Source organism: Lentzea albida (assembly GCF_900111005.1).
Taxonomy (GTDB): Bacteria; Actinomycetota; Actinomycetes; order Mycobacteriales; family Pseudonocardiaceae; genus Lentzea; species Lentzea albida.
Genome location: NZ_FOFV01000012.1, coordinates 57,618 through 80,449 on the forward strand (window position 1 = coordinate 57,618; position 22,832 = coordinate 80,449).

Consider the following 22,832-nt stretch of genomic DNA (forward strand, 5'->3'; position numbering starts at 1 on the left):
CGGGCGGGCGCGCGCACCGGGTGTTCGCACCTGGTCGCCGCTCGTGATCTGGAAAGCTGGAACCGTGCGCGTGGCATTGCTGGGACCGACGGCCGTCGAGGCCGACGACGGCACACCGGTCGACATCGGTGGTGCCCGCGTCCGCATGCTCCTGGCCCGTCTCGCGCTCGACCCCGGCCGTCCGGTGCCGACGACGACGCTGATCGACGACCTCTGGGGTGAGCAGCCGCCCGCCGACGCCGGGAACGCGCTGCAGTCGCTGGTGTCGAGGCTGCGCAAGGTCTGTCCCGTCGCGCTGGAGCCGGGCGGGTACCGGCTGGGCGTCGCGACCGAGGACGTCGACGTGTTCCGGTTCGAACGGCTCAAAGCCGCCGGGCGGCTGGACGAGGCGCTGGTGCTGTGGCGGGGTGACGCGCTGGCCGACGTGCGGGAGGCGCCGTTCGCCGGGCCCACGGCCGCGCGGCTCGAGGAGGCACGGCTCGCCGCGGAGGAGGACCGGGGCGAGCTGGACGTCGCCGCGCTGACGGCGTTGCACGAGAAGCATCCGCTGCGGGAACGGCTGGCCGGGCTGCTGATGCGGGCGTTGTGCGCGCAGGGCAGGCAGTCCGACGCGCTGGGCGTCTACGCCGAGGTCCGCGGCAGGCTGGCGGACGAACTGGGCGTCGACCCCTCCCAGGAGCTGCAGGACGTCCACCTGGCGGCGTTGCGCGGCGAGCTGGGGCCGCGTCCCGTCGTCGACCGGTTGCCGGTGCGGCTCACCAGTTTCGTCGGACGGGACGACGAGCTCGCGGAGATCGCCGCGCTGCTCGGCCAGGCCCGGTTGGTGACGCTCGTCGGGCCCGGCGGGGCGGGCAAGACGCGGCTCGCCACCGAGGTAGCGGCACGGCATCCGCTGCACGGCAAGGGGCGCGTGTGGTTCGCGGCGCTGGCCGGCATCCGGGCGGCGGAGGACCTGGCCGGCGCGGTGCTCAGCGCGTTCGAGCTGACGTTCACCGGCGACCCGAGGCGGCGGGCCGCCGAGGGCATGGACCGGATCGCCGAGGTGCTCGGCGCCGGGGAGTCGTTGCTGGTGCTCGACAACTGCGAGCACCTCATCGGCGCCGCGGCCGAGTTCACCACCGAGCTGCTGCGCCGGGTGCCGAACCTGCGCGTGCTCGCGACCAGCCGGGAGCCGCTCGCGATCGACGGCGAGTCGCTGTGCCAGATCGGCCCTCTCGCCGTGCCGAACGGGCAGGCGGACGTGGCCGGGTTCGGCTCGGTGCGGTTGTTCCTCGACAGGGCGAGCGCGGTGAAGCCCGGCTTCCGACTCGACGAGTCCACTGTGGACGACGTGCGGCTGATCTGCCGCCGGCTCGACGGCATGCCGCTCGCGCTGGAACTGGCGGCCGCCCGGCTGCGGTCGATGACGATCCGGCAGATCACCCAGCGCCTCGACGACCGGTTCCGGTTGCTCACCTCGGGCAGCCGCACGGCGTTGCCGCGCCAGCGGACGTTGCGCGCGGTCGTCGAGTGGAGCTGGGACCTGCTGACCGACGAGGAGCTGCGGCTCGCCAGGCGGCTCGCGGTGTTCCCCGCGGGTGCCGACCTGGACGCGATCGAGGCCGTCTGCCTGCCGGACGCGTTGTACGTGCTCACGTCCCTGGTCGAGAAGTCCATCGTGGACGCCGTCGAGATCGACGGCGAGCCGCGCTACCGGATGCTGGAGACGATCAGGGTCTACGCCGACGAGCAGCTCGACGCGTCCGGGGAGAAGCGGGAGGTCGTCGGCCGGTTCCGGCGCTACTACCGCGAGCTGACCGAGCGGTGGGAGCCGCTCACCCGCACCGCGCGCCAGCTCGAGGCGATCGACGTGTACGAGGCCGAGCAGGACAACATCATCTCCGCGCTGCGCGGGGCGATCGACGACCGCGAGGTCGAACTGGCCGCGGACCTGCTCGGCGGCTCGTTCTGGTACTGGCTCGTCAAGGGCGACAACGAACGCGCGGAGACGTCCGTGCGCGACGTGCTCGCGCTCGGTGACCTGCTGCCGCCCGACCGGGCGGCGACGTTCCGGGCGATGCAGCTCATCATGGCCGCGGTGCCCGGCGTGACGGACCCGGCGGAGGCCGCGGTGGTCATCGAGAGCTGCGTGAACAGCGGCGCCGTCCAGAAGTACCCGTCCCTCGCGATCGCGCTGCCGATGCTCGCGTTCCTGAGCCAGAACACCGAGCTCGCGCGGCGCGAGGTGCAGCGGGCGGCGGCGAGCGAGGACGCGTGGGCGCGGGCGGGCGCGGAGTGGGCGCTCAGCTTCATGCTCGTCGACGAGGGTGATCTCGAAGGCGCCGAACAGGCCCGCGACCGCGCGTACGACCAGTTCACGGCCATCGGCGACCGGTGGGGTTCGGCGATGACGCTCGGCATGAAGGCCGCGTTCGTCTCGCACACCGGCGACAACCAGGCGGCGATCGACCTCTACGAACGCGGGCTGGCGGTGGCGACGGAACTGCGGTCGCAGGACGACGCCGTGCAGCAGCGGTGGCGGCTCGCCGCGGAGTACGCCCGGATGGGCGACCACGCGGCGGCCGCGCGCGAGGTGGTCGCGGCGGAGCAGTTCGTGAGGGACGTCGGCAACGACCAGCTGTCCACGATGCTCGGCTACGCCAAGGCCGAGGTCGTGCTGCGGGCGGGGGACGTCGAGCAGGCACGCGCGCTGAGCCGGTCGTTCCGGCAGCAGGCCACCGCGTCGGCCTCGTTCGGGTCGTTCGTCGCGGAGTGGGCCGCCATGCTCGACGCGCGCATCGCGCTCGCCGACGGAGACCTGGACGGGGCGGCGGCCTTCACCGCGGAGGCCGTCCGGACGACGTCGGAACGGGCCGACATGCCGGACCTCGCGACGGTCACCGAACTGCTCGCCCTCGTCCGCCACGCACAGGGCCGTGACGACGCGACCGTGCGCGTGCTCGCTCTCGCCCACGTGATCCGCGGCCGCCTCGACATGGGCGACCCGGACGTGCGGCGGCTGGTCGCCGAGCTCGGCGAGCCGGAACGGCTGACGATCACCAAGGCCGAGGCGCTGCGACGGGTGCGCGAAGAGGCGGGCCTCAGCACCGGCTGAGACCCGCCTCTTCCGCGATTCACACGCGCTTGCGGTAGGCCCACATCGCGAGCGGGAAGAACACCGCGACCACGGCGACCATCCAGATCAGCGACCCGGTGAGCGGCCCGGCGATCGCGCCGCCGTTGAGCAGCCCGCGCAGCGCGTCCGACAGGAGGCTGACCGGGCTGATGTCCGCCCAGGCCTTCAGCCAGCCCGGCATCGTCGAGGTGCCGACGAACACGTTGCTGCCGAACGTCAGCGGCATGATCAGCACGAACATCAGTCCCTGCACGGCCTGCGGGGTCTTGAGCAGCATGCCCACGAACACCGAGGCCCAGCAGAAGCACAGCCCGAACAGGATCGCGAGCCCCGCCGCGATCAGCAGCTCCGCCGGACCGGTCTGCACCCGGAAGCCCATGACCGTGGCCACGACCAGCAGCACGACGATGCACACGACGTACCGCACGATGTCCGCCAGCACCGCGCCGATCAGCGGCGCCGACCGGGCGATCGGCATCGAGCGGAACCGGTCGAACACGCCCTTGGAGACGTCCGTGTTCAGCTGCACGCCCGCCGTCATGCTGGCCTGCAGGATGTTCATGACCAGGATGCCCGGCACGAGCATCTGCAGGTAGGCGTCGGTGTTCCCGGCGAGCGCACCGCCAAAGAGGTAGGTGAACATCACCAGGAAGACGATCGGCGCGAGCGTCACGTCCGCCAGCTGCTCGGGGTTCTTGCGGATCTTGAGGATTCCCCGCCAGGCCAGCGCGAGGCCGTGGCGCGCTCCCCGGTCCAGCGCGATCGTGCTCATGCCAGGCTCCCCTCGGTCTGCTTGCCGGTCAGCGCCAGGAACACCTCGTCGAGCGAGGGCAGCCGCAGCGCCAGCTCGTCCGCGGTGATGCCGGCCTCGTCGAGCTTGCGGACCAGGGTGGACAGCAGCACCGGGTCGTTCACCGGCGCCGTCAGCAGTCCCGTGTCGTCGTCCCGCGTCGGCCGCGCGCCGGTGAGGTCACCGAGGATCCGGTAGACGCTGTCGAGGTCGCGCAACGACGTCGGCCGCACCTGCAGCGTCTGCCCGCCGACGCGCCGCTTCAGCTCGTCGGGCCTGCCCTGCGCCACGACCCGGCCGTGGTCGAACACGGTGATCGAGTCCGCGAGCTGGTCGGCTTCCTCCAGGTACTGCGTGGTGAGCAGGACCGTCACGCCGTTCGCGACGAGCTTGCGCACCACCGCCCACACCTCGTTGCGGGCGTGCGGGTCCAGCCCCGTCGTCGGCTCGTCGAGGTACAGCACGGACGGGTTGCCGACCAGGCTGGCCGCGAGGTCGAGCCGCCGGCGCATGCCCCCCGAGTACGTCTTGGCGGCCCGGCCGGCGGCGTCGGTGAGCTCGAACTGCTCCAGCAACTCGCGTGCCCTGGCCTTCGCCCCCGCGCGCGAGAAGTCCAGGAGCCGGGCCAGCAACACGAGGTTCTCCGTGCCGGACAGGTCCTCGTCCACCGACGCGTACTGCCCGGTCAGCCCGATCAGCGACCGCACCGCCCTCGGGTCCTTCACGACGTCGTGCCCGTGCACCGTCGCGTGTCCCGCGTCCGGGCGCAGCAACGTCGCCAGCACCCGCACCGCCGTGGTCTTGCCCGCGCCGTTCGGCCCGAGCACGCCCACGACCCTCCCCTCCGGCACCTCGAGGTCGACGCCGTCCAGCGCCTTGGTCTCCCCGTAGTGCTTGACCAGGCCTTCTGCCCTGATCGCGAGTGCCATCGTTCCTCCCTGTGGTTCAGGAGGAACTGTGCGCCGCCGCGCTGGCAGGCCGCTGGCAGCGCGCTGTCAGCGGCTGGCGGCCATCCTGCGCACGGCCTCGGTGATGATCTCGGGTGAGGTGCCGATGTTGAACCGGGCGTGGCCCTCTCCCCCGCTGCCGAAGCCGGCGCCGGACATCAGGGCGACCCGCCCCCGTTCGAGGAAGAACGCCGCCGGGTCGTCGCTGACTGCCCGGCAGTCGAGCCAGGCCAGGAAGGTGGACTCGGAGGGCCGGTAGCCGATCTCCGGCAGGTGCTCGGCGAGCAGGTCCTGGAGCAGCCTGCGGTTCTCGTCGAGGCCTTGCAGCAACGCGTCGAGCCATGCGCCGCCCTCCCGGAACGCGGCGGCGTGGGCGATCGCGCCGAAGTGGCTCGGCCCGTGGCTGACCTCCTCGGGCAGTGTCGCGAGCTCGTCGGTGTTCGAGATCGCGACCGCCGCCCGCACCGCCGCCAGGTTCCAGCCCTTCGACGCCGACATGAGCGACAGGCCGACGGGGTCGACGCTGAGGTAGGGAACGAACCTCGCGCTCGCGGAGACGAGCGGCGCGTGGATCTCGTCGGCGATCACGCGGATCCCGTACCGCGCGGCCAGTCGCGCGAGCGCGGTCAGCTCCTCCGCGGTGTGGACGGCGCCGGTCGGGTTCTGCGGGTTGCACAGCAGGTACACCGGGCGGTCGGCCTTGACGTGCCGGAACGTCCTCTCCAGCACCTCCAGGTCGAGGCGCCCGTTGCGCAGCGGTGCCTCCACGACCGCGCGGCCCATGCTCCGGACGAAGAGGTAGAACGGCGGGTACACCGGTGGGCTGACGATCACCGGAGCGCCGGGCCCGGAGACCAGCTTGACCAGTTCGACCACGCCGAGCATCACGTCGGACACGAGAGCGGTGCGCCCGACCGGCAGGTCCCAGTCCCAGCGCTGTTTCGCGAAGCCCGCGAGCGCCTCGGGGTAGGCGGTGCCCGCCGGATAGCCGGTGTCACCGAGGGCGAGCGCGTCGGCGATCGCCTTCCTGATCGGCTCGGCGGGGTCGACGTCCATCTCCGCGATCCACAGCGGCAGCACGTCCTCGGGGAACTCCCGCCACTTCGCGCTGGTGCGCTGCCGCACCCGTTCCCACGACACCTGGCTCAGCGGGTTCGGCATGAACCTCAAGGTAGATCACCCGGCGCGGGCCGTCACGTGCCCAGCGGGGCCGCACCCCCGGTGGGAGTGCGGCCCCTGCCGGCGAAGCGGATCAGGCGAACGGCGACCTGTCGATGCCGCAGGTCTTCTGAGCGGGCAGCACACCGGTGAAGAGGTACTCGCGCTTCACCTTCTCGGCGCACGTGCTGCGCACGTACATCGACGTGTGCCCGTAGCCCTCGACGGTCAGGAACCCGGTGCGCGCCATCTCCGCGGCGCCGTCCTGGGCACCGTGCAGCGGCGTGGACGGGTCGAACCTGCTGTTGACGAACAGGATCGGCGCCGAAGTCCGGCGGTTCCACGGACCCGTGTAGCGGTCCTCGTCCCGGCCCTGCCAGAACGCGCAGGCCATCATGTCGAACACCACCGCACGACCCCAGTACGGCACGCGCTCGTCCTCGCTCTCGCCGTACCGCGAGTACGCGGCCGGGTCGCGCGGGAAGTCGCTGTCCGAGCACTGCACGGCGTTGAACGCCTCGAACCGGTTCGACACGTAGTCGGCGGACGCCGTCAGCGACGCCGGGGCCTCCCACACGCCCTGCAGCACGCGGGCGGTGTTCTGCCAGGTGTCCGGCTGGGCCAGCGAGTCCCACACCGTGCTGATCAGCGAGACGCGGTCGAACCGCCCGTCCGGAGTCGTGACCGGCGACGCCGTCACCTTCGCGACGAGGTCCGCCCACTTCTGCTTCAGGTCACCACCCGCGAACGCGCACTGCGCACCGGGAGCGGCACAGAGCTCCAGGAACTTGTCGAACGTCTCGGCGACACCGCGCGGCACGTCCTGGCGGGTGTCGAGCGGCACGGTCGTGCCCTGGTCACCGTGCCCGGTCGCGTTGCCCACGAAGTCGAGCGAGCCGTCGAACGCGAGCGCGCGCACCTTGTCCGGGAACAGGTTCGCGTAGATCGCGCCGAGGTGCGTGCCGTACGAAATGCCGTGGTACGTCAGCTTCTTATCGCCCACGGCCTTGCGCAGCAGATCGAGATCACGGGCCGTGTTGGCCGACGACACTTGGTCCAGCAGGTCGCCGGACTTCTCCTCGCACCGCCGCACGAACTCGCGGTAGCTGTCGTAGAACGCGGGTTCCTCCGCCGCCGTGTCCGGGTAGACCGGGATGGAGTTGAGGAACGCCTGCTGCTCGTCGACGCTGTCGAAGCAGCGCACGGTCGCCGAACGGCCCACCCCGCGCTGGTCCCACGACACCACGTCGAACCGCGACCGCAGTTCGGAGGAGAAAAGCCACTCCCACTTGCCGCGGGCCCGCAGCCGGTCCACACCGGACGCTCCGGGCCCGCCGAAGTTCACGAACAGCGAGCCGATCCGCTTGGACGGGTCGGTCGCGGGCAGCCTGATCAGCGCGAGGTCGACCTTCGCGCCGGACGGCTGGTCGTGGTCCAGCGGCACCTTCGCCGTCGAGCACTGGAACCCGTCCTGGCAGTCCTGCCACGACAGGACGGGCGTCTGCGCTTCCTCAGCCGCCAGCGCGGCCGGCGCCAGGCCTACGACCAGCGCGGCCGTCAACAGTAGTGATCTCACATGAAGCTCCCCAGTTCTGACCTCTCGACCACGAAGACGCCGTGGAGATCAACTGGGTTGCGTGGGTCAAACGTCAACCGTTCAACGCATGTGTGGCCGTGGCCCCTCCGTCCACCACGAACTCGCCGCCCGTGCAGTACGCACTCTCGTCACTGGCCAGGAACAACACGACGTTCGCGACGTCCTCCGGCTGCCCGATCCGCCGCAGCGCCAGCTTCTTGCCGATCGGCGACACGTCGACCGGCCGCCCCAGCGCCTCGCTCACCATGGGCGTGTCGATGGCGCCGGGGTGCACCGAGTTCACCCGGATCCCGTGCTGTCCCAACTCCATCGCGGCGACCTTCGTCATGCCGCGGATCGCGAACTTCGACGCCGTGTACGCCGTCAGGTACGGCATCCCGCCCAGGCCTTCGACGGACGACACGTTCACGATCGAGCCGCCGCCGGCCGCCTTCATCGACGGCACGACCGAGCGCATGCCGAGGAACGTGCCGACCTGGTTGATGCCGATCACGCGCTGGTAGTCGGCGAGCGAGGTGTCGGCCAGCGCGGAGAAGTGCAGGATTCCGGCGTTGTTCACCAGCACCGTGATCTCGCCGAAGGTCTGCACGGTGAACGCGACGGCCTCGGCCCAGGACTCCTCCGACGAGACGTCCAGGTGGCAGTACTCGGCGCCCAGTTCGGCCGCGAGCTCCTTGCCCTGGTCGTCGAGGACGTCGGTGATCATCACCTGGGCGCCCTCGGCGGTGAACCGGCGTGCGGCGGCCGCGCCCTGACCCCGTGCCGCGCCGGTGATCAGGGCGACCTTCCCGGTGAGCCGCATCTACATCATCTCGTCGGTGAGCGGCATCATCACGGTCTTGAGCTCGGTGTAGGCCTCGTAGGCGCTCTGCCCGCCCTCGCGGCCGAGGCCGGACTGCTTGTAGCCGCCGAACGGGATGTGCGGTTCGAGCTGGAAGCCGTTGATGCCGACCATGCCGACGCGCAGCGCCTTCGAGACGCGGAACGCGCGGCGGACGTCGTTGGTGTAGACGCCCGCGCCGAGGCCGTACTCGGTGTCGTTCGCGATGCGGACGGCTTCTTCCTCGTCGTCGAACGGCACGACGGTGAGCACCGGGCCGAAGATCTCCTCGCGGGCGATGGCCATGTCGTTGCTCGCGTCGGCGAAGATCGTCGGGGCGACGAAGTTGCCGGACGCGTAGTCGCCGTCGAGCCGGGTGCCGCCGGTGACCAGGCGCGCGCCCTCCTCCTGGCCGCGTTCGATGAAGCCGAGCACGCGGTCGAGCTGCTTGCCGTTGATCAGCGGGCTGGCGAGCACCGCCGGGTCGAACGGGTCGCCGAACGTCACGGCGGTCGCGAGCATCTGGGCCATCGAGATGAACTCGTCCTGCGCGTCCCTCTGCACCAACGCCCTGGTGTGCGCGACGCAGGCCTGGCCGGACAGGCCCATCGTGACCATGCCCATGCAGGTCATCGCGGCGAGACCGACGTTCGGGGCGTCCGCGAACACGATCGCGGGCGACTTCCCGCCCAGTTCCAGGGAGACCCGCTTCATCGTGCCGGCCGAGGCCTCGACGATCCGGCGGCCGATCGCGCGGCTGCCGGTGAAGCTGATCTTGTCGACGCCGGGGTGGGTGATCAGCGCCTCGCCGGTCGGGTTGCCGGGTCCGGTGACGAGGTTGACGACGCCTTCGGGCAGGCCCGCCTCGATCAGCAGCTCGACCATGCGGATCACGCAGAACGACGCGTACTCCGACGGCTTGACGACCACCGTGCAGCCGGCGGCCAGCGCGGGTGCGAGCTTCTGGGCGAACAGCACGAAGGGCGCGTTCCACGGCAGGATCGCCGCGACCACGCCGACGGGCTCGCGGAACGTCATCGCGAGGTGGTCGCCGCCCTGGTACGGCGGCAGGGTCTGGCCGCCGACCTTGTCGATCCAGCCGGCGTGGTGGTCGAAGATGTCGGCCGCGATGCCGACCGAGGTGGCGTAGATCTGGCCGAACGACAGCGGCACGCCGTTGTCGAGCGCCTGCAGGCCGCGCAGCTCGTCGGAGTGCTCGCGCAGCAGGTCGCCGTACTTGCGCAGGACCTTTATGCGCTGGCTCGCCGTCGAGCGGCGCCACGGCCCCTCGTCGAACGCCTTGCGGGCCGCGAGCACGGCCGCGTCCACGTCCTTCGCCGACGCGACGGCGAAGCTGCCGATCTCCTCGCCCGTGGCGGGGTGGTGGTGGGTCCAGATCTCGTCCGCCTCGCGGAACTCGCCTCCGATGAGGAGCCGGCCGTCCTTGAGGCCCAGCGTCTCGCGGTGCGGTTGGACGGTGAGCGTCACAGCTCCTCCTACAGGGCCATCGTGTCCGTACAGGCGAAAGTCCTTTGTAGATCGCGATCGGCGAAGTAGCCGTCGAGATCGGTGAACGCGCTGAACTTCTGCTCGACGGTCGGTGGCGCCATCAGCGCGACCATGCCGCCGTGCACGACGAAGACCTGTCCGTTGATCCTGTCCCCGGACGGTCCCGCCAGGTGCGCCACGAACTTCGCGACGTGCTCGGGCGCCAGCGAGTCGTCGCCTTCCGGTGCGTCGCCGAACACGTGCGCGGTCATCCGGGTGCGGGCGCGCGGGCAGATCGCGTTGGCGCGCACGCCGTAGCGGCTGGTGCCCCGCGCGGTCGCCACGGTCAGTGCCGTGATGCCCGCCTTGGCCGCCGCGTAGTTGGCCTGGCCCTCCGACCCGAGCAGGAACGCCTCCGAGGAGGTGTTCACGATCCGCGCGCAGACCGGTTCCCCCGCCGCCTTCGACTGCTGCTTCCACAGCGCGACGGCGTTGCGCGACAACAGGAAGTGGCCGCGCAGGTGCACGCGCACGACCAGATCCCACTCGTCGTCGGTCATGTTGAACAGCATCCGGTCGCGCAGCACGCCCGCGTTGTTGACGACGACGTGCAGCCCGCCGAACTGCTCGACCGCGGCGGCGACGAGGGCGTCGGCCGTGGCCCGCTCCCCCACGTCCCCCTCGACGACCACGCACTTCGCGCCCAGCTCCTCGATCTCGGCCGCGGCGGCGTCCGCCGCTCCCGGCAGGTCGTTGAGCACGATCGACGCGCCTGCCCGCGCGAGCTCCAGCGCTTCCGCGCGGCCGAGCCCCGCACCGGCGCCGGTGACGACGGCGACCTTCCCCTCAAGGTCCACAGAAGACTCCTAATCGAAGAGGATCACCTGGCGGATCAGCGATCCACCGCCGCGCAACGCCTGCAGTCCCTCGTTCACGTCCTCGAGCTTGATCCGTTTGGAGATCATGCCTTCGAGGTCGAGCCGCCCCTGGCGCCACAGCGCGATCATGCGCGGCACGTCGCGGCGGAAGTTCGCCGTCCCGTAGAACGACCCGTGCAGGGTCTTGTCGTGCAGGAAGAGCTCCTGGGCGCTGAACGACACCATCGCGTCCGCCCGTCCGGCGCCGACGACGACGGTGTGGCCGCCGCGGCGGGTCAGGTCCCACGCCTGGCGGATCGTCGCGGGCAGGCCGACGACGTCGAACACGTAGTCGAAGCCCATGCCGGAGTTCAGCTGGTTGTTGAGGTCCGCGATGCCGTCGGGCGCGGTCGCGTGCGTCGCGCCGAAGTTCCGCGCCACGTCGTGCTTCTCCTCGACCGGGTCCACGGCGACGATCTTCGCCGCGGCGGCGAGCCGGGCACCCTGGATCACCGCGATGCCCACACCGCCGCAGCCGATCACGGCGACGCTGGAACCGGGTTCGACCTTCGCCGTGTTCAGCACGGCGCCGACGCCGGTCAGGATGCCGCACGACAGCAGCGCGGCGACGTCCCACGGCACGTCGTCGTCGATCTTCACCGCGGCGTCGGCGGGCACGACCATCTCCTCGGCGAACGCGCCGAGCCCGGCGTAGCCGAAGGCCGGGCTGCCCCCGACGACGAACCTCGGCGACGTGAACGCGGAGATGGTGTGCACGAGGCAGAGGTGTGCCTGACCCGTCACGCACTGGGCGCACTTCCCGCACGGCGGCACGAACGTGATCGCCACGTGGTCGCCGACCGCGAGCGACGTGACGGCACTCCCGATCTCGGCGACCTCACCGGCGCCCTCGTGACCGACGACGCCGGGCGCCAGGGCGGGAAGAGTTCCGTCCATTGCGGACAGATCGCTGTGGCAGACACCGCACGCCTTGATCCTGATGCGGATCTCCTGCGGCCCGACGGGTGTCGTGGTCACGTCGTCGCGGAGCTCGAGCTTGTCGTCGCCTACCTGGTTGAGCACGGCAGCCTTCACCGGTATCACTCCTCGCTGAGCTCACGGCCGAAGTACGTTTGGCACACTAGAATCTGTTCTTGTTCATGACAAGGCCCATCAGCGTGAGAGCCGCAGTGCGCCCTTGGGGCACGACGCCACCGCGCGTTCCGCGGGAGCCTCCTCGCCGGAAGTGAGTTCACCCTCCCGGATCTGCAGAACTTCATCGTCGTCGAGATCGAAGACCTCGGGCAGGATGGACATGCACTCCCCGTGCGCCTCGCACAGCGAAGGGTCGACGCCGACCTTCATCGCGGCCTCCTGACATCAAGTAGAACTTGTTCTAGAGTAGCGGTCATGCGCATCGGTTTCACGCCCGAAGAGGAGCAGTTGCGCCAGGAGTTGCGGGCGTACTTCGCCGCGCTCATGACGCCCGAACGCAAGGCCGGGCTCTCCGGTGGCGGCGACTACGGCGACGCCGCGGTCTACAAGGACACCGTCCGCCAGATGGGGCTCGACGGGTGGCTGACCATCGGCTGGCCCGAGGAGTACGGCGGGCGCGACCGCCCGATGCTCGAGCAGCTGATCTTCCTCGACGAGGCGTCGGCGGCCGGCGCGCCCGTGCCGTTCCTGACGCTGAACTCCATCGGGCCGACGATCATGTCGCTGGGCACGCCCGAGCAGAAGGCCTTCTACCTGCCCAAGATCGCGTCCGGCGAGCTGCACTTCGCCATCGGCTACTCCGAACCGGAGGCGGGCACCGACCTCGCTGGCCTGCGCACGCGGGCCGTGCGCGACGGCGACGAGTACGTGATCAACGGCCAGAAGATGTGGACGAGCCTCATCCAGTACGCCGACTTCGTCTGGCTGGCCTGCCGCACCGACCAGGAGTCGCGGCGGCACAAGGGCCTGAGCGTCATCATGGTGCCGACGACGGCTCCGGGCTTCTCCTGGACGCCTGTGCCGACGATGTCCGGCCCCACGACCAGCGCCACCTTCTACGACGACGTGCGGGTGCCGGCCGAGAACCTCATCGGCGAGGAGCACCAGGGCTGGAAGCTCATCACCAACCAGCTCAACCACGAACGCGTCGCGTTGTGCTCGGCCGCGCCGCTGCAGACCGCGTTGCGCGAGGTTCGTCGATGGGCGGACGAGACCGGTGCCGCGAAACAGGAGTGGGTGCGCCTGCACCTCGCCCGCGTGCACGCGAAGACCGAGTTCCTCAAGCTTATCAACTGGCGGATCGCGTCCGGTTCCGACGAGGCGCCCTCCCCGGCGGAGGCGTCCGCCACCAAGGTGTTCGGCACCGAGTTCGCGACCGAGGGCTACCGGCTGCTCATGGAGGTGCTGGGCGCCAACGGGATCGTGCGCGCCGGCTCGCCGGGAGCGCTGCTGCACGGCCGGGTCGAACGCATGCACCGCTCGTCGCTGATCCTCACGTTCGGCGGCGGCACCAACGAGATCCAGCGGGACATCATCGCGCGCGCGGGCCTCGGGCTCCCCGCGGTACCCAGGTGAGGAGCACTGCCATGGACTTCACGCTCACCGAGGCGCAGCGCGAGCTGGCCGCGCTGACCCGCAAGATCCTCGACTCGTCCGACTCCCCGTGGACCGACCTCGTCAAGTCCGGTGTCGTGCCCGAGCAGCCCGGCGAGTTCGGTGTGCTGGAGCAGTGCGCGGTGCTGGTCGAACTGGGCCGCGCGGTCTCGGACGTCCCCTACCTGCCCACGACGGTGGCGGCGTCGGCGCTCGCGGAGTTCGGCACGCCCGAGCAGCGCGCACGCTGGCTGACGCCCGGCACCGTGCTGTCGGTCGCGCTCTCCGAGGCCGACGGCGTGAAGACGACCGTGCCGTTCACGAGCACCGCGGCCGCTTTCCTGGTGCCGCAGGGCGAACAGGTGTTCCTGGTCGAGGCGGGCGAGCTGGAGATCACGCCGCAGGAACTGGTCGACGGCTCGGACGCGGGCTCGTTCGAGCACTCCGGCGGTGACCTGGTGCCCGGTCTCACCCCCGGCTGGCTGCTCACGCGGTACGCGCTGGGCCTGTGCGCGCTCCAGCTCGGCGTGACCGAACGCGCCCTGGAGCTCACGGCCGAGTACGCGCGGACCCGCGTGCAGTTCGACCGGCCGATCGGCAGCTTCCAGGCCGTGGCACAACGGCTCGCCGATGCGTACATCGACGTCGCGGCCATCCGCCTGACGCTGTGGCAGGCCGCCTGGCGGCTCTCCGAGGGCATGGACGCGACGGAGGAGGTGGCGACGGCCAAGTTCTGGGCGGCCGACGCCGGGCACCGCGTGGCGCACACGGCCGTGCACGTCCACGGCGGCACCGGCATCGACATGAGCCACGACGTGCACCGCTACTTCACCGCGGCCAAGCGCCACGAGTTCGAGCTGGGCGGGGCGACCGCCCAGCTCCTGAAGCTCAGCGCAGCTTGGTGAGGCGTTCGACCGTCTCGTCGAACTCGCGCAGCAGGTCCGCCAGGACGTCCGCGACCGGGCGGACCTCGTTCATGCGCCCGACGACCTGCCCGACCGGCATCGACACCACGGACGGGTCGTCGGACCGGGCGATCCGCAGGTGCGCCTCGCTGACCAGGATGTTCTGCAACGGCATCGGCAGCGGGTCCGGTGCCTCGTCCGACGTCCACGCCTCGGTCCACCGCGTCTTCAGCAGCCGCGCCGGTTTGCCGGTGTAGATGCGGGTGCGGACGGTGTCGCTGGACCCGGCGGCGAGCAACGCCTCCTGGGTGCTGGAGTTGCCGAGGGTGTACTCGGCCGTGGTGAGCCAGTACGAGCCCATCCACACCCCGGACGCGCCCAACGCCATCGCCGCGGCCGCCTGGCGTCCCGAGCCGATGCCACCGGCGGCGAGCACCGGCACGTCGACCGCGTCGACGATCTCCGGCACCAGCACCATCGTCGCGACCTCACCCGTGTGGCCACCGGCCTCGTACCCCTGCGCCACCACGATGTCGACGCCGTTCGCCACGTGCCGGCGCGCGTGTTCGGCCTTGCCCGCCAGCGCCGCCACGGGCACTCCCGCCGCGTGCACCCGTTCGATGACGTCGGTGGGAGGCGAGCCCAGGGCGTTCGCGATCAGCCGGATCGGGTGTTCCAGGGCCACGTCGACGTGCGAGCGCGCGACGGAGTGCAGCCAGCCGAGCACGCCCTCGCCGCCTTCGCCGTCGGGCAGTGGTGGCACACCGAGCTTCAGCAGGGTCTGGGCCACGAAGTCCTTGTGGCTCTGCGGGATGAGCCCGGCGAGGTCGATCTGCGTGCCCTCCTTCGGCACGGTGGCGGGCATGACGATGTCGACGCCGTACGGCTTGCCGTCGGTGTTCTCGTCCATCCACGTCAATGCGCGGTCGAGGTCCTCCGCGTCGTTGAACCGCACGCACCCGAGGACACCGAGCCCGCCCGCTCTGCTGATCGCCGCCGCCACGTGCTCGGACGGCGTGAAGCCGAAGACGGGGTGCTCGATGCCCAGCTCGTCACACAGGCTGGTGCGCATGGTCCTCCACGTGGCGCTTCGCCCACTGGTAGTCGGGTTTGCCGCTGGGGGTGCGGCCGATCTCGCCGACGAGCCACAACGACCGCGGCACCTTGTAGCCCGCGAGGGTCTCGCGGACGTGGGCGTCCAGTTCGGACAGCGTCGGCGTGGTGCCGTCACGCGGCTGGACGATCGCGCCGACCCGTTGGCCGAGCAGGTCGTCCGGGACGCCGATCACGAGCGCGTCGAACACGTCGGGGTGTGACTTCAGCACGCCCTCGACCTCTTCGGGGAACACCTTCTCGCCGCCGGTGTTGACGCACGTGTTGCCGCGTCCCAGCAACGTGATGTCGCCGTCGGACTCGAAGCGGGCGAAGTCGCCGGGCACCGTGAACCGCTTGCCGTCGACCTCGACGAACATCCGCGCGGTCTTCTCGGGGTCCTTGTAGTAGCCGATCGGGATGTGCCCGCCGCGGGCCAGCTTGCCGATCACGCCGGGCTTCGGCTCGAGCCTGTTGCCGTCGTCGTCGATGACGATGGTGTCCTCGTTGAGCTTCACCTTGGTGCCGTCGGTCTGCACGATCTCCTTGGGCACCGCGCCGATGCCGGTGGACCCGGTCTCGCTCGACCCGATCGACTCCAGCAGCGTCGTGTGCGGCAGGAGCTCCTGGTACTGCTTCTTGACGGTGTAGGAGAACAGCGCGGCACTGCTGTTGAGGATGTAGAGCGACGAGCCGTCGTAGGTGCCGCGCTGGAACTCCTCGATCAGCGGCCGGCCCATCGCGTCCCCGGTGATGACGGCGACCTGGACCTTTTCCCTTTCGATCACCCGCCAGATCTCGACGGGGTCGAACTTGGGCACCAGCACCACCGTGCTGCCGCTGAACAACGCGCCGAGCACGGCCCACTGCGCCGCGCCGTGGATGAGCGGCGGCAGGCACAGCCGGACGAGCCCGTAGTCCTTGCCGGACTTCGCCTGGTGCCATTCGTCGGTGAGCCGCTCGCCGGTGACGAAGTCGATGCCGCCGCCGAGCGTGCGCCACACGTCCTCGTGCCGCCACATGACGCCCTTGGGCATGCCTGTGGTTCCACCGGTGAAGAGGATGTAGAGGTCGTCGGGGCTGCGCGGCGGGAAGTCCCGCTCGCCGGACTCCTCGCTCAACGCGGTCTCGTAGTCCGCGCCCTCGAACGGTTCCTCGGTTTCGTCGTCGATCACGACCGTGTGGCCGGGGGCGCCGACCTCCGCGACCAACGGCGCGTACCGCCGTTCGTGCACCAGCGCGGTCAGGTCCGCTTCACCGAAGAGGTAGTGCAACTCGTTCTTGGTGTAGCGGTAGTTCACGTTGATGGCCACGGCCCGCAGCTTGTAGACCGCGAGCATGGCCTCGACCAGTTCGATCGAGTTGCGCGCGTAGAGGCCCACGTGCGAACCCTGCGTCACGCCGTTCTTTGCCAGGTGGTGAGCCAGTTTGTTGGCTCGCGCCTCGAGTTCGGCGTAGGTGACCCTCTTCGGGCCGCAGACGAGCGCGGTCCGGTCGGGCACGGTGTCGGCGGCGTGTTCAACGAGGTCTGCGACGTTGAGGGCCATGGTAGGCAAAGTAGAACGTGTTACTGTTCTCGACAATCCCCCGTGCGGTCAGACTCGATCCAGGAGGCGCGCGAATGACGACCACGACAGAACCACACGCGTTGGTGGACTTGGTCGACAACGTCTTGGTCGTCACGATGAACCGCCCCGAGGTCCGCAACGCCCTGTCCGGCCCCATGTTGGCCATCATGAAAGAGGCGTGGGACCGCGTGGACGAAGACCCGGACGTGCGGGTCTGCATCCTGACCGGCGCCGGCGGCTCGTTCTGCGCCGGCGCGGACCTCAAGGCCATGACGTCCAACCACCCCAGCGAGAACGCCGGCAAGTTCGACTTCTCCGTCATCGAACCGCTGCTGAAAGGACGTCGATTGACGAAACCGCTCATCGCGGCGGTGGAAGGCCCGGCGGTCGCGGGCGGCACGGAGATCCTTCAGGCGACGGACATCCGCGTGGCGGGCGAGAGCGCGCGGTTCGGCGTCTCCGAGGCGCGCTGGGGCCTGTTCCCGCTCGGTGGTTCGGCGGTGCGGCTGCCGCGCCAGATCCCGTACACGGTCGCGGCCGACCTCCTGCTGACCGGGCGGCACATCAGGGCCGCGGAGGCCAAGGAGATCGGGCTGATCGGCCACGTGGTGCCGGACGGCCAGGCCCTGGACAAGGCGCTGGAACTGGCCGCGCTCATCACGGCCAACGGGCCGATCGCAGTGCGGAAGATCCTGCAGACCATGCGGGAGACCGAGGCGATGCACGAGAACGACGGGTTCACAGTGGACGCCCGGCTCGGCATGGAGGTGTTCTCCAGTGAGGACGCCAAGGAGGGGCCGCGGGCGTTCGCGGAGAAGCGCAAGCCGGAGTTCAGGGGAAGGTGAGCGCCCGGCCGGAGGGGCCAGGCGCCTGAACGACTACCCCCTGATCCAGCGCTGGTCGTTGTAGTTGGAGTTGCACGGCGAGATGAACACGTTCCCGTTGGCGTGTGCCGCCAGGCAGTTGCCGGGGTATTGGCGGTTCTCCAGCAGGCCCGGGTCCGGCGGGTACGGGGCCCACCGCTGGTCGCGGTAGCCGGAGTTGCAGTCGGACGTGAAGACCGCGCCGCCGTGGGTGGCCAGACAGCCGTTGCTGAACTTGTTCTGGATCATGCCGAGGTCGGAGTACCGGATCCAGAACTGGTCGTCGTACTGGCCGCAGAAGCCGCTGCCCGAACTCGGTCCGTAGTGCATGAAGACGGTCGGATGATGGTTGGCCATGCACATGTTCGGCAACCCCTGGTTGCGCCACACGGCATAGTGATCGGCGAGGACCACGGCGTCCTGTTGCGCGGCGACCGCGGGTGACGCTCCGAAGAGAAGCGTCAACGCGGCCAGCACTCCGAAGAAGCGCGCGGCAAAGCGTTGCTTGAGCATGAGCGTGCAGATCCCCTCTGTCCCCAGTTCGCGTCCCGGTTCACGGAACTCGAGGCACGATAACGAGGAGCGGACTGGCCACCTGATCATTTGTGCCCGCAGTTGTCCGCGTCAGGAGGCGCTCGTGGTACCACCGGTCGTCATCATCGACCTCGACGACTGCCTGATCCCGGACGGCACCGCCGCGCGTGCCGCCATCGCCGCGGTGCTCGACGAGCTCTCGATCACCGCGGACGAGCAGGCGGTCGACACCGTGCTGGCCGCCGCGCGCCGGGAGTGGCGCGAGAACCGGCAGATCACTCACCGCGAGGTCGAACGGGTCGCGTCCTGGGAGGCGCTCTGGGCGGACTTCCACGACCTGCCGATGCCACCCGAGGTCGTGGACGCGCTGGTCGGCAACGACGTGCGCGCGTGGCGGCTCGCCCTGGACGACCTGGGCAGCTCAGCCGACGCCCAGGTCGCCGCGCTCGCGTTCCGCAGGCTGCGCCGTGCTTTGGTGGTCCCGTTCCCCGGTGTGGAACAGGCGTTGGAGTCCCTCGGCGAACGGCACGAGCTGTGGCTGGCCACCGACGGGTGCCGATCGCTGCAACGCGCGAAGATCGCGCTCTCCGGGCTGGCCGACCGGTTCGCGCGCGTGTTCGTCTCGGGCGAGGTCGGTCACCCCAAGGGCACCGCGGGGTTCACCGACGCCGTCCGCGCCGCGCTGACGGACGGCCGGACGGTGTGCTTCGTCGCAGGCGACAGCGAGACCACCGATCTCCTGCTCGCGAAGACCGGTGGCTGGCCGTTCGTGCGCATCACCGACGAGGTGAGGTTCGCGGGCGCGGCCGCGTTCTGCCGCTGCCCTTAGATGTCGTTGGCCGCGATGTACCCGAACGTCATGGCGGGCCCGATGGTCGACCCGGCCCCGGCGTAGCTGCGGCCCATCACGGCCGAGCTCACGTTGCCCGCCGCGTACAGGCCGGGGATGACCGAGCCGTCCGGCCGCAGCACGCGGGCACGCGCGTCGGTGACCAGGCCGCCCTTCGTGCCGAGGTCGCCGGGCACGATCTTGAAGGCGTAGAACGGCGGTGCCCACAGCGGTGCGAGGCACGAGTTCGGGAAGATCGCCGGATCGGTGTAGTAGTGGTCGTAGGCGCTGTCGCCGCGGCGGAAGTCGGCGTCGCGGCCGGTCACGGCCTGGCCGTTGAACCGGCTGACGGTCGACCTGAGGTTCGCCGCCGGCACGCCGATGGCCGCCGCCAGGCCGTCGAGCGACCAGTTCTTCACGACCGCGCCGGAGGAGTACCAGCCGTCGGGCAGCGGCAGGGTCGGGGCGACGTCGGCGAAGAGGTACCTGTTGCGGTAGTTCTGGTCCACGACGAGCCACGCCGGGATGCACGGGTCGGTGGGGTTCTTGTCGTACATGACGTGCACGACGTCGCTGTAGGGCGCGGCCTCGTTGACGAACCGGCGACCGGCGGCGTTGATCATCAGGCCGCCGGGCAGCGTGCGTTCGGCGAGGCAGAAGTACGGGGAGCCGGGCGTCGGGATGGCGGGGCCCCACCAGGCGTCGTCCATCAGGTCGACGGCGGCGCCTGCCCTGAGGCCCGCGCGGTGGCCGTCACCGGTGTTCTCCTTCGCGCCGACCGTCCACTGCGTACCGATCGGCTGGCGCTGGTACTGGGCGCGCATGGCGGCGTTGTGCTCGAAGCCGCCGGAGCCCATGATCACTCCGCGACGGGCGCGCACGACTCCCCGCGAGGTCACCACGCCGCGGACGGCGCCGTTCTCCACGACGAGGTCCTGCAGGCCGGTGTTCAACCACACCGGGACGTTCGACTGCAGCAGGCCCGCGCGCAGACCACCGGCCAGCGCCTGGCCCATCGTCAGCGGCTTCTCCCCCGCCAGCGCGGCCGCCGTGCCGCGGGCGAGAGCGGCGGCCGCGGTCGCCGCACCCTTGGCGTTGACCAGGGCCAGCGCGAGCCACTTGTAGTCGGCGCCGTAGATGACCATGCCGGCGGGCGGGCTCAGGTACGGCGCGTTCAGGTTCGCCAGTTCGGCGCCGAGGACGCGGCCGTCGAGCACCTCCGGTTCGATCGAGCGGCCCTTGGCGATGCCGCCGGGGAACTCCGGGTAGTAGTCGCTGTAGCCGTCCATGTGCCGGAAGCGCAGCGGGCTGTTCCGCATGACGAACGAGATCATCCGCGGTCCCTGCGCCAGGTAGGCCTGCTGGCGGGCCGGCGGGATGTCGCCGACGACCGCGGCGAGGTACTGCGCGGCCTTCGCCGGTGTGTCCGGCACCCCGGCGGCCAGGATCACCTCGTTGTTGGGGATCCAGATGCCCGCGCCGGACCTCGCGGCCGAGCCGCCGTACGTCGGCGCCTTCTCCACGACCACGCAGGTCAGGCCGCGCTTGGCGGCGGTCAGCGCGGCGGTCATGCCCGCCGCGCCCGCACCGACGACCACGACGTCGAACTCCCCGAGGTCAGCGGACGCCGAGCCGGGTCTGACCAGTCCGGAGGCCAGCGCGAGGCCGGCTCCGGCGAGCACCTGACGGCGGTTCAGGGTCACGGTGTCACTCCAGACATCGTCTTCCGGTGGTCCCAGCTGGCGGTCTTCGTCGGGCGGAAGACCACGGCGACGCGCCTCGACATCGCCTTGCGCAACGCGTCACGGGCCTGCGGGTCGTCGCCGACCTCGCCGAAGTTGCGCGCCACCACGGCGTCCACGACCGGGCCCAGCTCGGTGAACTCGGTGACGCCCTCCATGTGCACGCCGCACAACTGCTCGTAGGACTCCCCCGCCTCGGCGAGCACGCTGCACCGCGGGTCCCGGCGCAGGTTCACGATCTTCTGCGACTTGCGGTCCGTGCAGAACACGATCTCGCCACCGACCCAGGCGAACCACATCGGCGCGAGGTGCGGCAGGCCGGTGCGGCCGATGGTGGCCACGACCAACGTCTTCTGCCCGCGCAGGAACTCCTCGACCTCGGCGGCCGACATCCTGATGGCGTCACGCACGGTCGCGCAGCTTTCGCTTGTACAGCTTGCCGTTGGGGTCACGCGGCAGCTCGGTCACGTACTCGACCGTGCGCGGCAACTTGAACTTGGCCAGCCTCGTGCGTGCGAACTCCAACAGCTCCTCGGTCAGCGCTTCATCGCCCTCGACGCCGTCCGTCGGCTGCACCACGGCCTTGATCGCCTCGCCCCAGTCCGGGTGCGGCACGCCGAACACCGCCACGTCCGCGACCTTGGGGTGGCAGATCAGCTCCCCCTCGATCTCCGCCGGGTAGATGTTCACCCCGCCTGAGATGATCATGTCGTTCTTGCGGTCGCACAGGAACAGGTAGCCGTCCTCGTCGAGATATCCGATGTCCTGCAACGTGAACAGCTTGCCCACGCGCGCGGCCCGCGTCTTCTCGGAGTCCTTGTGGTACTCGAACGTCGAGTCGCCCATCCGCATGTAGACGAGCCCCTGCTCACCCACCGGGAGCTCGGTGCCGTCCTCACCCAGGATCTTGATCTCGGACGTCGGCCACGGCAGTCCGACGGATCCGGGCTTGCGCAGCCACTCCTGGGCGCTGATCGCCGTGCCGCCGCCCTCGGTGGCCGCGTAGTACTCGATCACCACGGGACCCCACCAGTCGAGCATGCGGCGCTTGACCTCGAGCGGGCACGGCGCCGCGCCGTGGATCATCGCGCGGAGCGATCCCATGTCGTACTTGGCTTTGACGTCGTCCGGCAACGCCAGCAGGCGGTGGAACTGGGTCGGCACCATGTGGCTGTGGGTGACCTTGTGACGCTCGATCAGCCGCAGCATCTCCTCCGGCGCCCAGTGGTCCATGAGCACCGCGGTGTGGCCGAGCTGGAGGGAGATGGTCACGAAGTTGAGCACGGCCGTGTGGTAGAGCGGAGATCCGCACAGGTGCACGTGCCCGTCGTGCGGCTTGATCCCGAAGATGCCGAAGAACCAGGCGGCACTCGGCGGCACGACGTCGGGATCGGCCCCGGTCAACGGCCTGCGCACGCCCTTGGGGCGCCCGGTCGTGCCGGAGGTGTAGAGCATCGGCGAGCCGGTGGTGCGTCCGTCGGGCCTGCCCTCCTCGCCCGCGCCGAGCGCGCTCAACGGCTCGAAGCCCGCGATCTCGCCGACCGCGAAGCGGGCACCGGGTGGCAGGCTCGCCGCGGCTTCGGTCGCCGCCGCCGCGAAGCGTTCGTGCGCAACGAAAGCCTTGGCACCGCTGTCCTGCACGAGGTACGCGACCTCGGCCCCGGTGAGGTGCCAGTTGGCCATCACGACGTAAAGGCCGGTCTGGTAGGCGGCGAAGTACACCGCCACCAGTTCGGCGCTGTTGGGCAGCATCAGCACGATGCTGTCGCCGGGTTCGAGCCCCAGGGCCCGGAACCCGCGTCCATAGCGGTTCGCGTCGGCGGCGAGCCCGGCGTAGGTGATCTCGCGACCGCTCGGATCGACCAGCGCGGTCAGGTCCGGCTGATCGGCTGCGATGTTCCAGAGTCCTGTGACCACACCCTCAAAGTAGAACGCGTT

The 22,832-nt window shown here is 70.4% G+C and carries 20 protein-coding genes; 5 read left to right on the forward strand and 15 right to left on the reverse strand.

Translation table 11 applies throughout. The features are described from left to right. Positions 1 to 64 precede the first annotated feature (64 nt). On the forward strand, positions 65 to 3,094 hold the full coding sequence (locus BMY74_RS27335; RefSeq protein ID WP_089921086.1) for an AfsR/SARP family transcriptional regulator: 3,030 nt from the start codon (positions 65 to 67) through the stop codon (positions 3,092 to 3,094). 19 nt (positions 3,095 to 3,113) lie between these two features. Here BMY74_RS27335 and BMY74_RS27340 read toward each other — a convergent pair whose 3' ends face one another. From BMY74_RS27340 to BMY74_RS27380, 9 genes are all read right to left on the reverse strand, one after another. Further along, positions 3,114 to 3,887 (reverse strand): ABC transporter permease, encoded by a 774-nt coding sequence (locus tag BMY74_RS27340; protein ID WP_089921088.1) that lies wholly within the window; start codon positions 3,885 to 3,887, stop codon positions 3,114 to 3,116. After that, entirely contained in the window at positions 3,884 to 4,834 is a 951-nt protein-coding gene (locus BMY74_RS27345; RefSeq protein WP_089921096.1) for an ATP-binding cassette domain-containing protein, read from the reverse strand. The genes BMY74_RS27340 and BMY74_RS27345 overlap by 4 nt, the downstream gene beginning before the upstream one ends. 66 nt (positions 4,835 to 4,900) lie before the next feature. Beyond that, positions 4,901 to 6,013 (reverse strand): MalY/PatB family protein, encoded by a 1,113-nt coding sequence (locus tag BMY74_RS27350; RefSeq protein WP_089921098.1) that lies wholly within the window; start codon positions 6,011 to 6,013, stop codon positions 4,901 to 4,903. Between the two features lie 91 nt (positions 6,014 to 6,104). Beyond that, positions 6,105 to 7,586, reverse strand: coding sequence for an alpha/beta hydrolase (locus tag BMY74_RS27355; RefSeq protein ID WP_089921101.1), 1,482 nt, complete (start codon positions 7,584 to 7,586; stop codon positions 6,105 to 6,107). Between the two features lie 73 nt (positions 7,587 to 7,659). After that, positions 7,660 to 8,409 carry a glucose 1-dehydrogenase gene (locus BMY74_RS27360; RefSeq protein ID WP_089921104.1) on the reverse strand — a complete coding sequence of 250 codons (750 nt, stop codon included), beginning with the start codon at positions 8,407 to 8,409 and terminating at the stop codon, positions 7,660 to 7,662. Beyond that, positions 8,410 to 9,915 carry an aldehyde dehydrogenase family protein gene (locus BMY74_RS27365; protein WP_089921106.1) on the reverse strand — a complete coding sequence of 502 codons (1,506 nt, stop codon included), beginning with the start codon at positions 9,913 to 9,915 and terminating at the stop codon, positions 8,410 to 8,412. Positions 9,916 to 9,923: 8 nt separating this feature from the next. Further along, entirely contained in the window at positions 9,924 to 10,772 is an 849-nt protein-coding gene (locus tag BMY74_RS27370; RefSeq protein WP_089921110.1) for an SDR family NAD(P)-dependent oxidoreductase, read from the reverse strand. Positions 10,773 to 10,781: 9 nt separating this feature from the next. Next, entirely contained in the window at positions 10,782 to 11,867 is a 1,086-nt protein-coding gene (locus BMY74_RS27375) for a Zn-dependent alcohol dehydrogenase (RefSeq protein WP_089921112.1), read from the reverse strand. Between the two features lie 78 nt (positions 11,868 to 11,945). Then, positions 11,946 to 12,137: a ferredoxin gene (locus BMY74_RS27380; RefSeq protein ID WP_089921115.1), complete on the reverse strand. Its 192-nt coding sequence runs from the start codon at positions 12,135 to 12,137 to the stop codon at positions 11,946 to 11,948. A gap of 45 nt (positions 12,138 to 12,182) precedes the next feature. On the opposite strand from BMY74_RS27380, the gene BMY74_RS27385 reads away from it, so the two are divergent. Both BMY74_RS27385 and BMY74_RS27390 read left to right on the forward strand, forming a co-directional pair. After that, on the forward strand, positions 12,183 to 13,343 hold the full coding sequence (locus BMY74_RS27385; protein WP_089921118.1) for an acyl-CoA dehydrogenase family protein: 1,161 nt from the start codon (positions 12,183 to 12,185) through the stop codon (positions 13,341 to 13,343). Between the two features lie 11 nt (positions 13,344 to 13,354). Then, on the forward strand, positions 13,355 to 14,266 hold the full coding sequence (locus BMY74_RS27390; RefSeq protein ID WP_089921121.1) for an acyl-CoA dehydrogenase family protein: 912 nt from the start codon (positions 13,355 to 13,357) through the stop codon (positions 14,264 to 14,266). Here BMY74_RS27390 and BMY74_RS27395 read toward each other — a convergent pair. Continuing rightward, positions 14,250 to 15,338, reverse strand: a complete 1,089-nt coding sequence (locus BMY74_RS27395; RefSeq protein ID WP_089921123.1) for an NAD(P)H-dependent flavin oxidoreductase — start codon at positions 15,336 to 15,338, stop codon at positions 14,250 to 14,252. The two genes, BMY74_RS27390 and BMY74_RS27395, sit on opposite strands and share 17 nt — an antisense overlap. Continuing rightward, positions 15,319 to 16,905, reverse strand: coding sequence for an acyl-CoA synthetase (locus tag BMY74_RS27400; RefSeq protein ID WP_089921126.1), 1,587 nt, complete (start codon positions 16,903 to 16,905; stop codon positions 15,319 to 15,321). The genes BMY74_RS27395 and BMY74_RS27400 overlap by 20 nt, the downstream gene beginning before the upstream one ends. A 74-nt stretch (positions 16,906 to 16,979) precedes the next feature. Between BMY74_RS27400 and BMY74_RS27405 the strand changes: the two genes are divergently transcribed. Further along, positions 16,980 to 17,771 (forward strand): crotonase/enoyl-CoA hydratase family protein, encoded by a 792-nt coding sequence (locus BMY74_RS27405; protein WP_089921129.1) that lies wholly within the window; start codon positions 16,980 to 16,982, stop codon positions 17,769 to 17,771. A 33-nt stretch (positions 17,772 to 17,804) separates the two neighbouring features. Here BMY74_RS27405 and BMY74_RS27410 read toward each other — a convergent pair whose 3' ends face one another. Next, the gene (locus BMY74_RS27410; protein ID WP_177229947.1) at positions 17,805 to 18,302 is read right to left on the reverse strand and encodes a ricin-type beta-trefoil lectin domain protein; all 498 of its coding nucleotides are present in this window, start codon (positions 18,300 to 18,302) and stop codon (positions 17,805 to 17,807) included. 124 nt (positions 18,303 to 18,426) lie between these two features. Here BMY74_RS27410 and BMY74_RS27415 point away from each other — a divergent pair, with 124 nt between their 5' ends. Continuing rightward, complete coding sequence (locus BMY74_RS27415) at positions 18,427 to 19,152, forward strand: HAD family hydrolase (protein ID WP_177229948.1); 726 nt, start codon at positions 18,427 to 18,429, stop codon at positions 19,150 to 19,152. On the opposite strand, the gene kstD is transcribed toward BMY74_RS27415, so the two are convergent. The 3 genes from kstD to BMY74_RS27430 are packed head-to-tail and all read right to left on the reverse strand — an operon-like array spanning position 19,149 to position 22,811. Continuing rightward, complete coding sequence (gene kstD, locus BMY74_RS27420; protein ID WP_089921135.1) at positions 19,149 to 20,855, reverse strand: 3-oxosteroid 1-dehydrogenase; 1,707 nt, start codon at positions 20,853 to 20,855, stop codon at positions 19,149 to 19,151. The two genes, BMY74_RS27415 and kstD, sit on opposite strands and share 4 nt — an antisense overlap. After that, positions 20,852 to 21,304: a pyridoxamine 5'-phosphate oxidase family protein gene (locus BMY74_RS27425; protein ID WP_089921137.1), complete on the reverse strand. Its 453-nt coding sequence runs from the start codon at positions 21,302 to 21,304 to the stop codon at positions 20,852 to 20,854. The genes kstD and BMY74_RS27425 overlap by 4 nt, the downstream gene beginning before the upstream one ends. Next, positions 21,297 to 22,811 (reverse strand): acyl-CoA synthetase, encoded by a 1,515-nt coding sequence (locus BMY74_RS27430; protein ID WP_089921140.1) that lies wholly within the window; start codon positions 22,809 to 22,811, stop codon positions 21,297 to 21,299. The genes BMY74_RS27425 and BMY74_RS27430 overlap by 8 nt, the downstream gene beginning before the upstream one ends. Between the last annotated feature and the right edge of the window lie 21 nt (positions 22,812 to 22,832).

Bases quoted from the DNA above. Each gene is read 5' to 3' on its own strand.
- BMY74_RS27340 (WP_089921088.1), bottom strand. From the start codon at position 3,887: ATGAGCACGATCGCGCTGGACCGGGGAGCGCGCCACGGCCTCGCGCTG.
- BMY74_RS27345 (WP_089921096.1), bottom strand. From the start codon at position 4,834: ATGGCACTCGCGATCAGGGCAGAAGGCCTGGTCAAGCACTACGGGGAG.
- BMY74_RS27350 (WP_089921098.1), bottom strand. From the start codon at position 6,013: ATGCCGAACCCGCTGAGCCAGGTGTCGTGGGAACGGGTGCGGCAGCGC.
- BMY74_RS27360 (WP_089921104.1), bottom strand. From the start codon at position 8,409: ATGCGGCTCACCGGGAAGGTCGCCCTGATCACCGGCGCGGCACGGGGT.
- BMY74_RS27380 (WP_089921115.1), bottom strand. From the start codon at position 12,137: ATGAAGGTCGGCGTCGACCCTTCGCTGTGCGAGGCGCACGGGGAGTGC.
- BMY74_RS27385 (WP_089921118.1), top strand. From the start codon at position 12,183: ATGCGCATCGGTTTCACGCCCGAAGAGGAGCAGTTGCGCCAGGAGTTG.
- BMY74_RS27390 (WP_089921121.1), top strand. From the start codon at position 13,355: ATGGACTTCACGCTCACCGAGGCGCAGCGCGAGCTGGCCGCGCTGACC.
- BMY74_RS27395 (WP_089921123.1), bottom strand. From the start codon at position 15,338: ATGCGCACCAGCCTGTGTGACGAGCTGGGCATCGAGCACCCCGTCTTC.
- BMY74_RS27400 (WP_089921126.1), bottom strand. From the start codon at position 16,905: ATGGCCCTCAACGTCGCAGACCTCGTTGAACACGCCGCCGACACCGTG.
- BMY74_RS27405 (WP_089921129.1), top strand. From the start codon at position 16,980: ATGACGACCACGACAGAACCACACGCGTTGGTGGACTTGGTCGACAAC.
- BMY74_RS27410 (WP_177229947.1), bottom strand. From the start codon at position 18,302: ATGCTCAAGCAACGCTTTGCCGCGCGCTTCTTCGGAGTGCTGGCCGCG.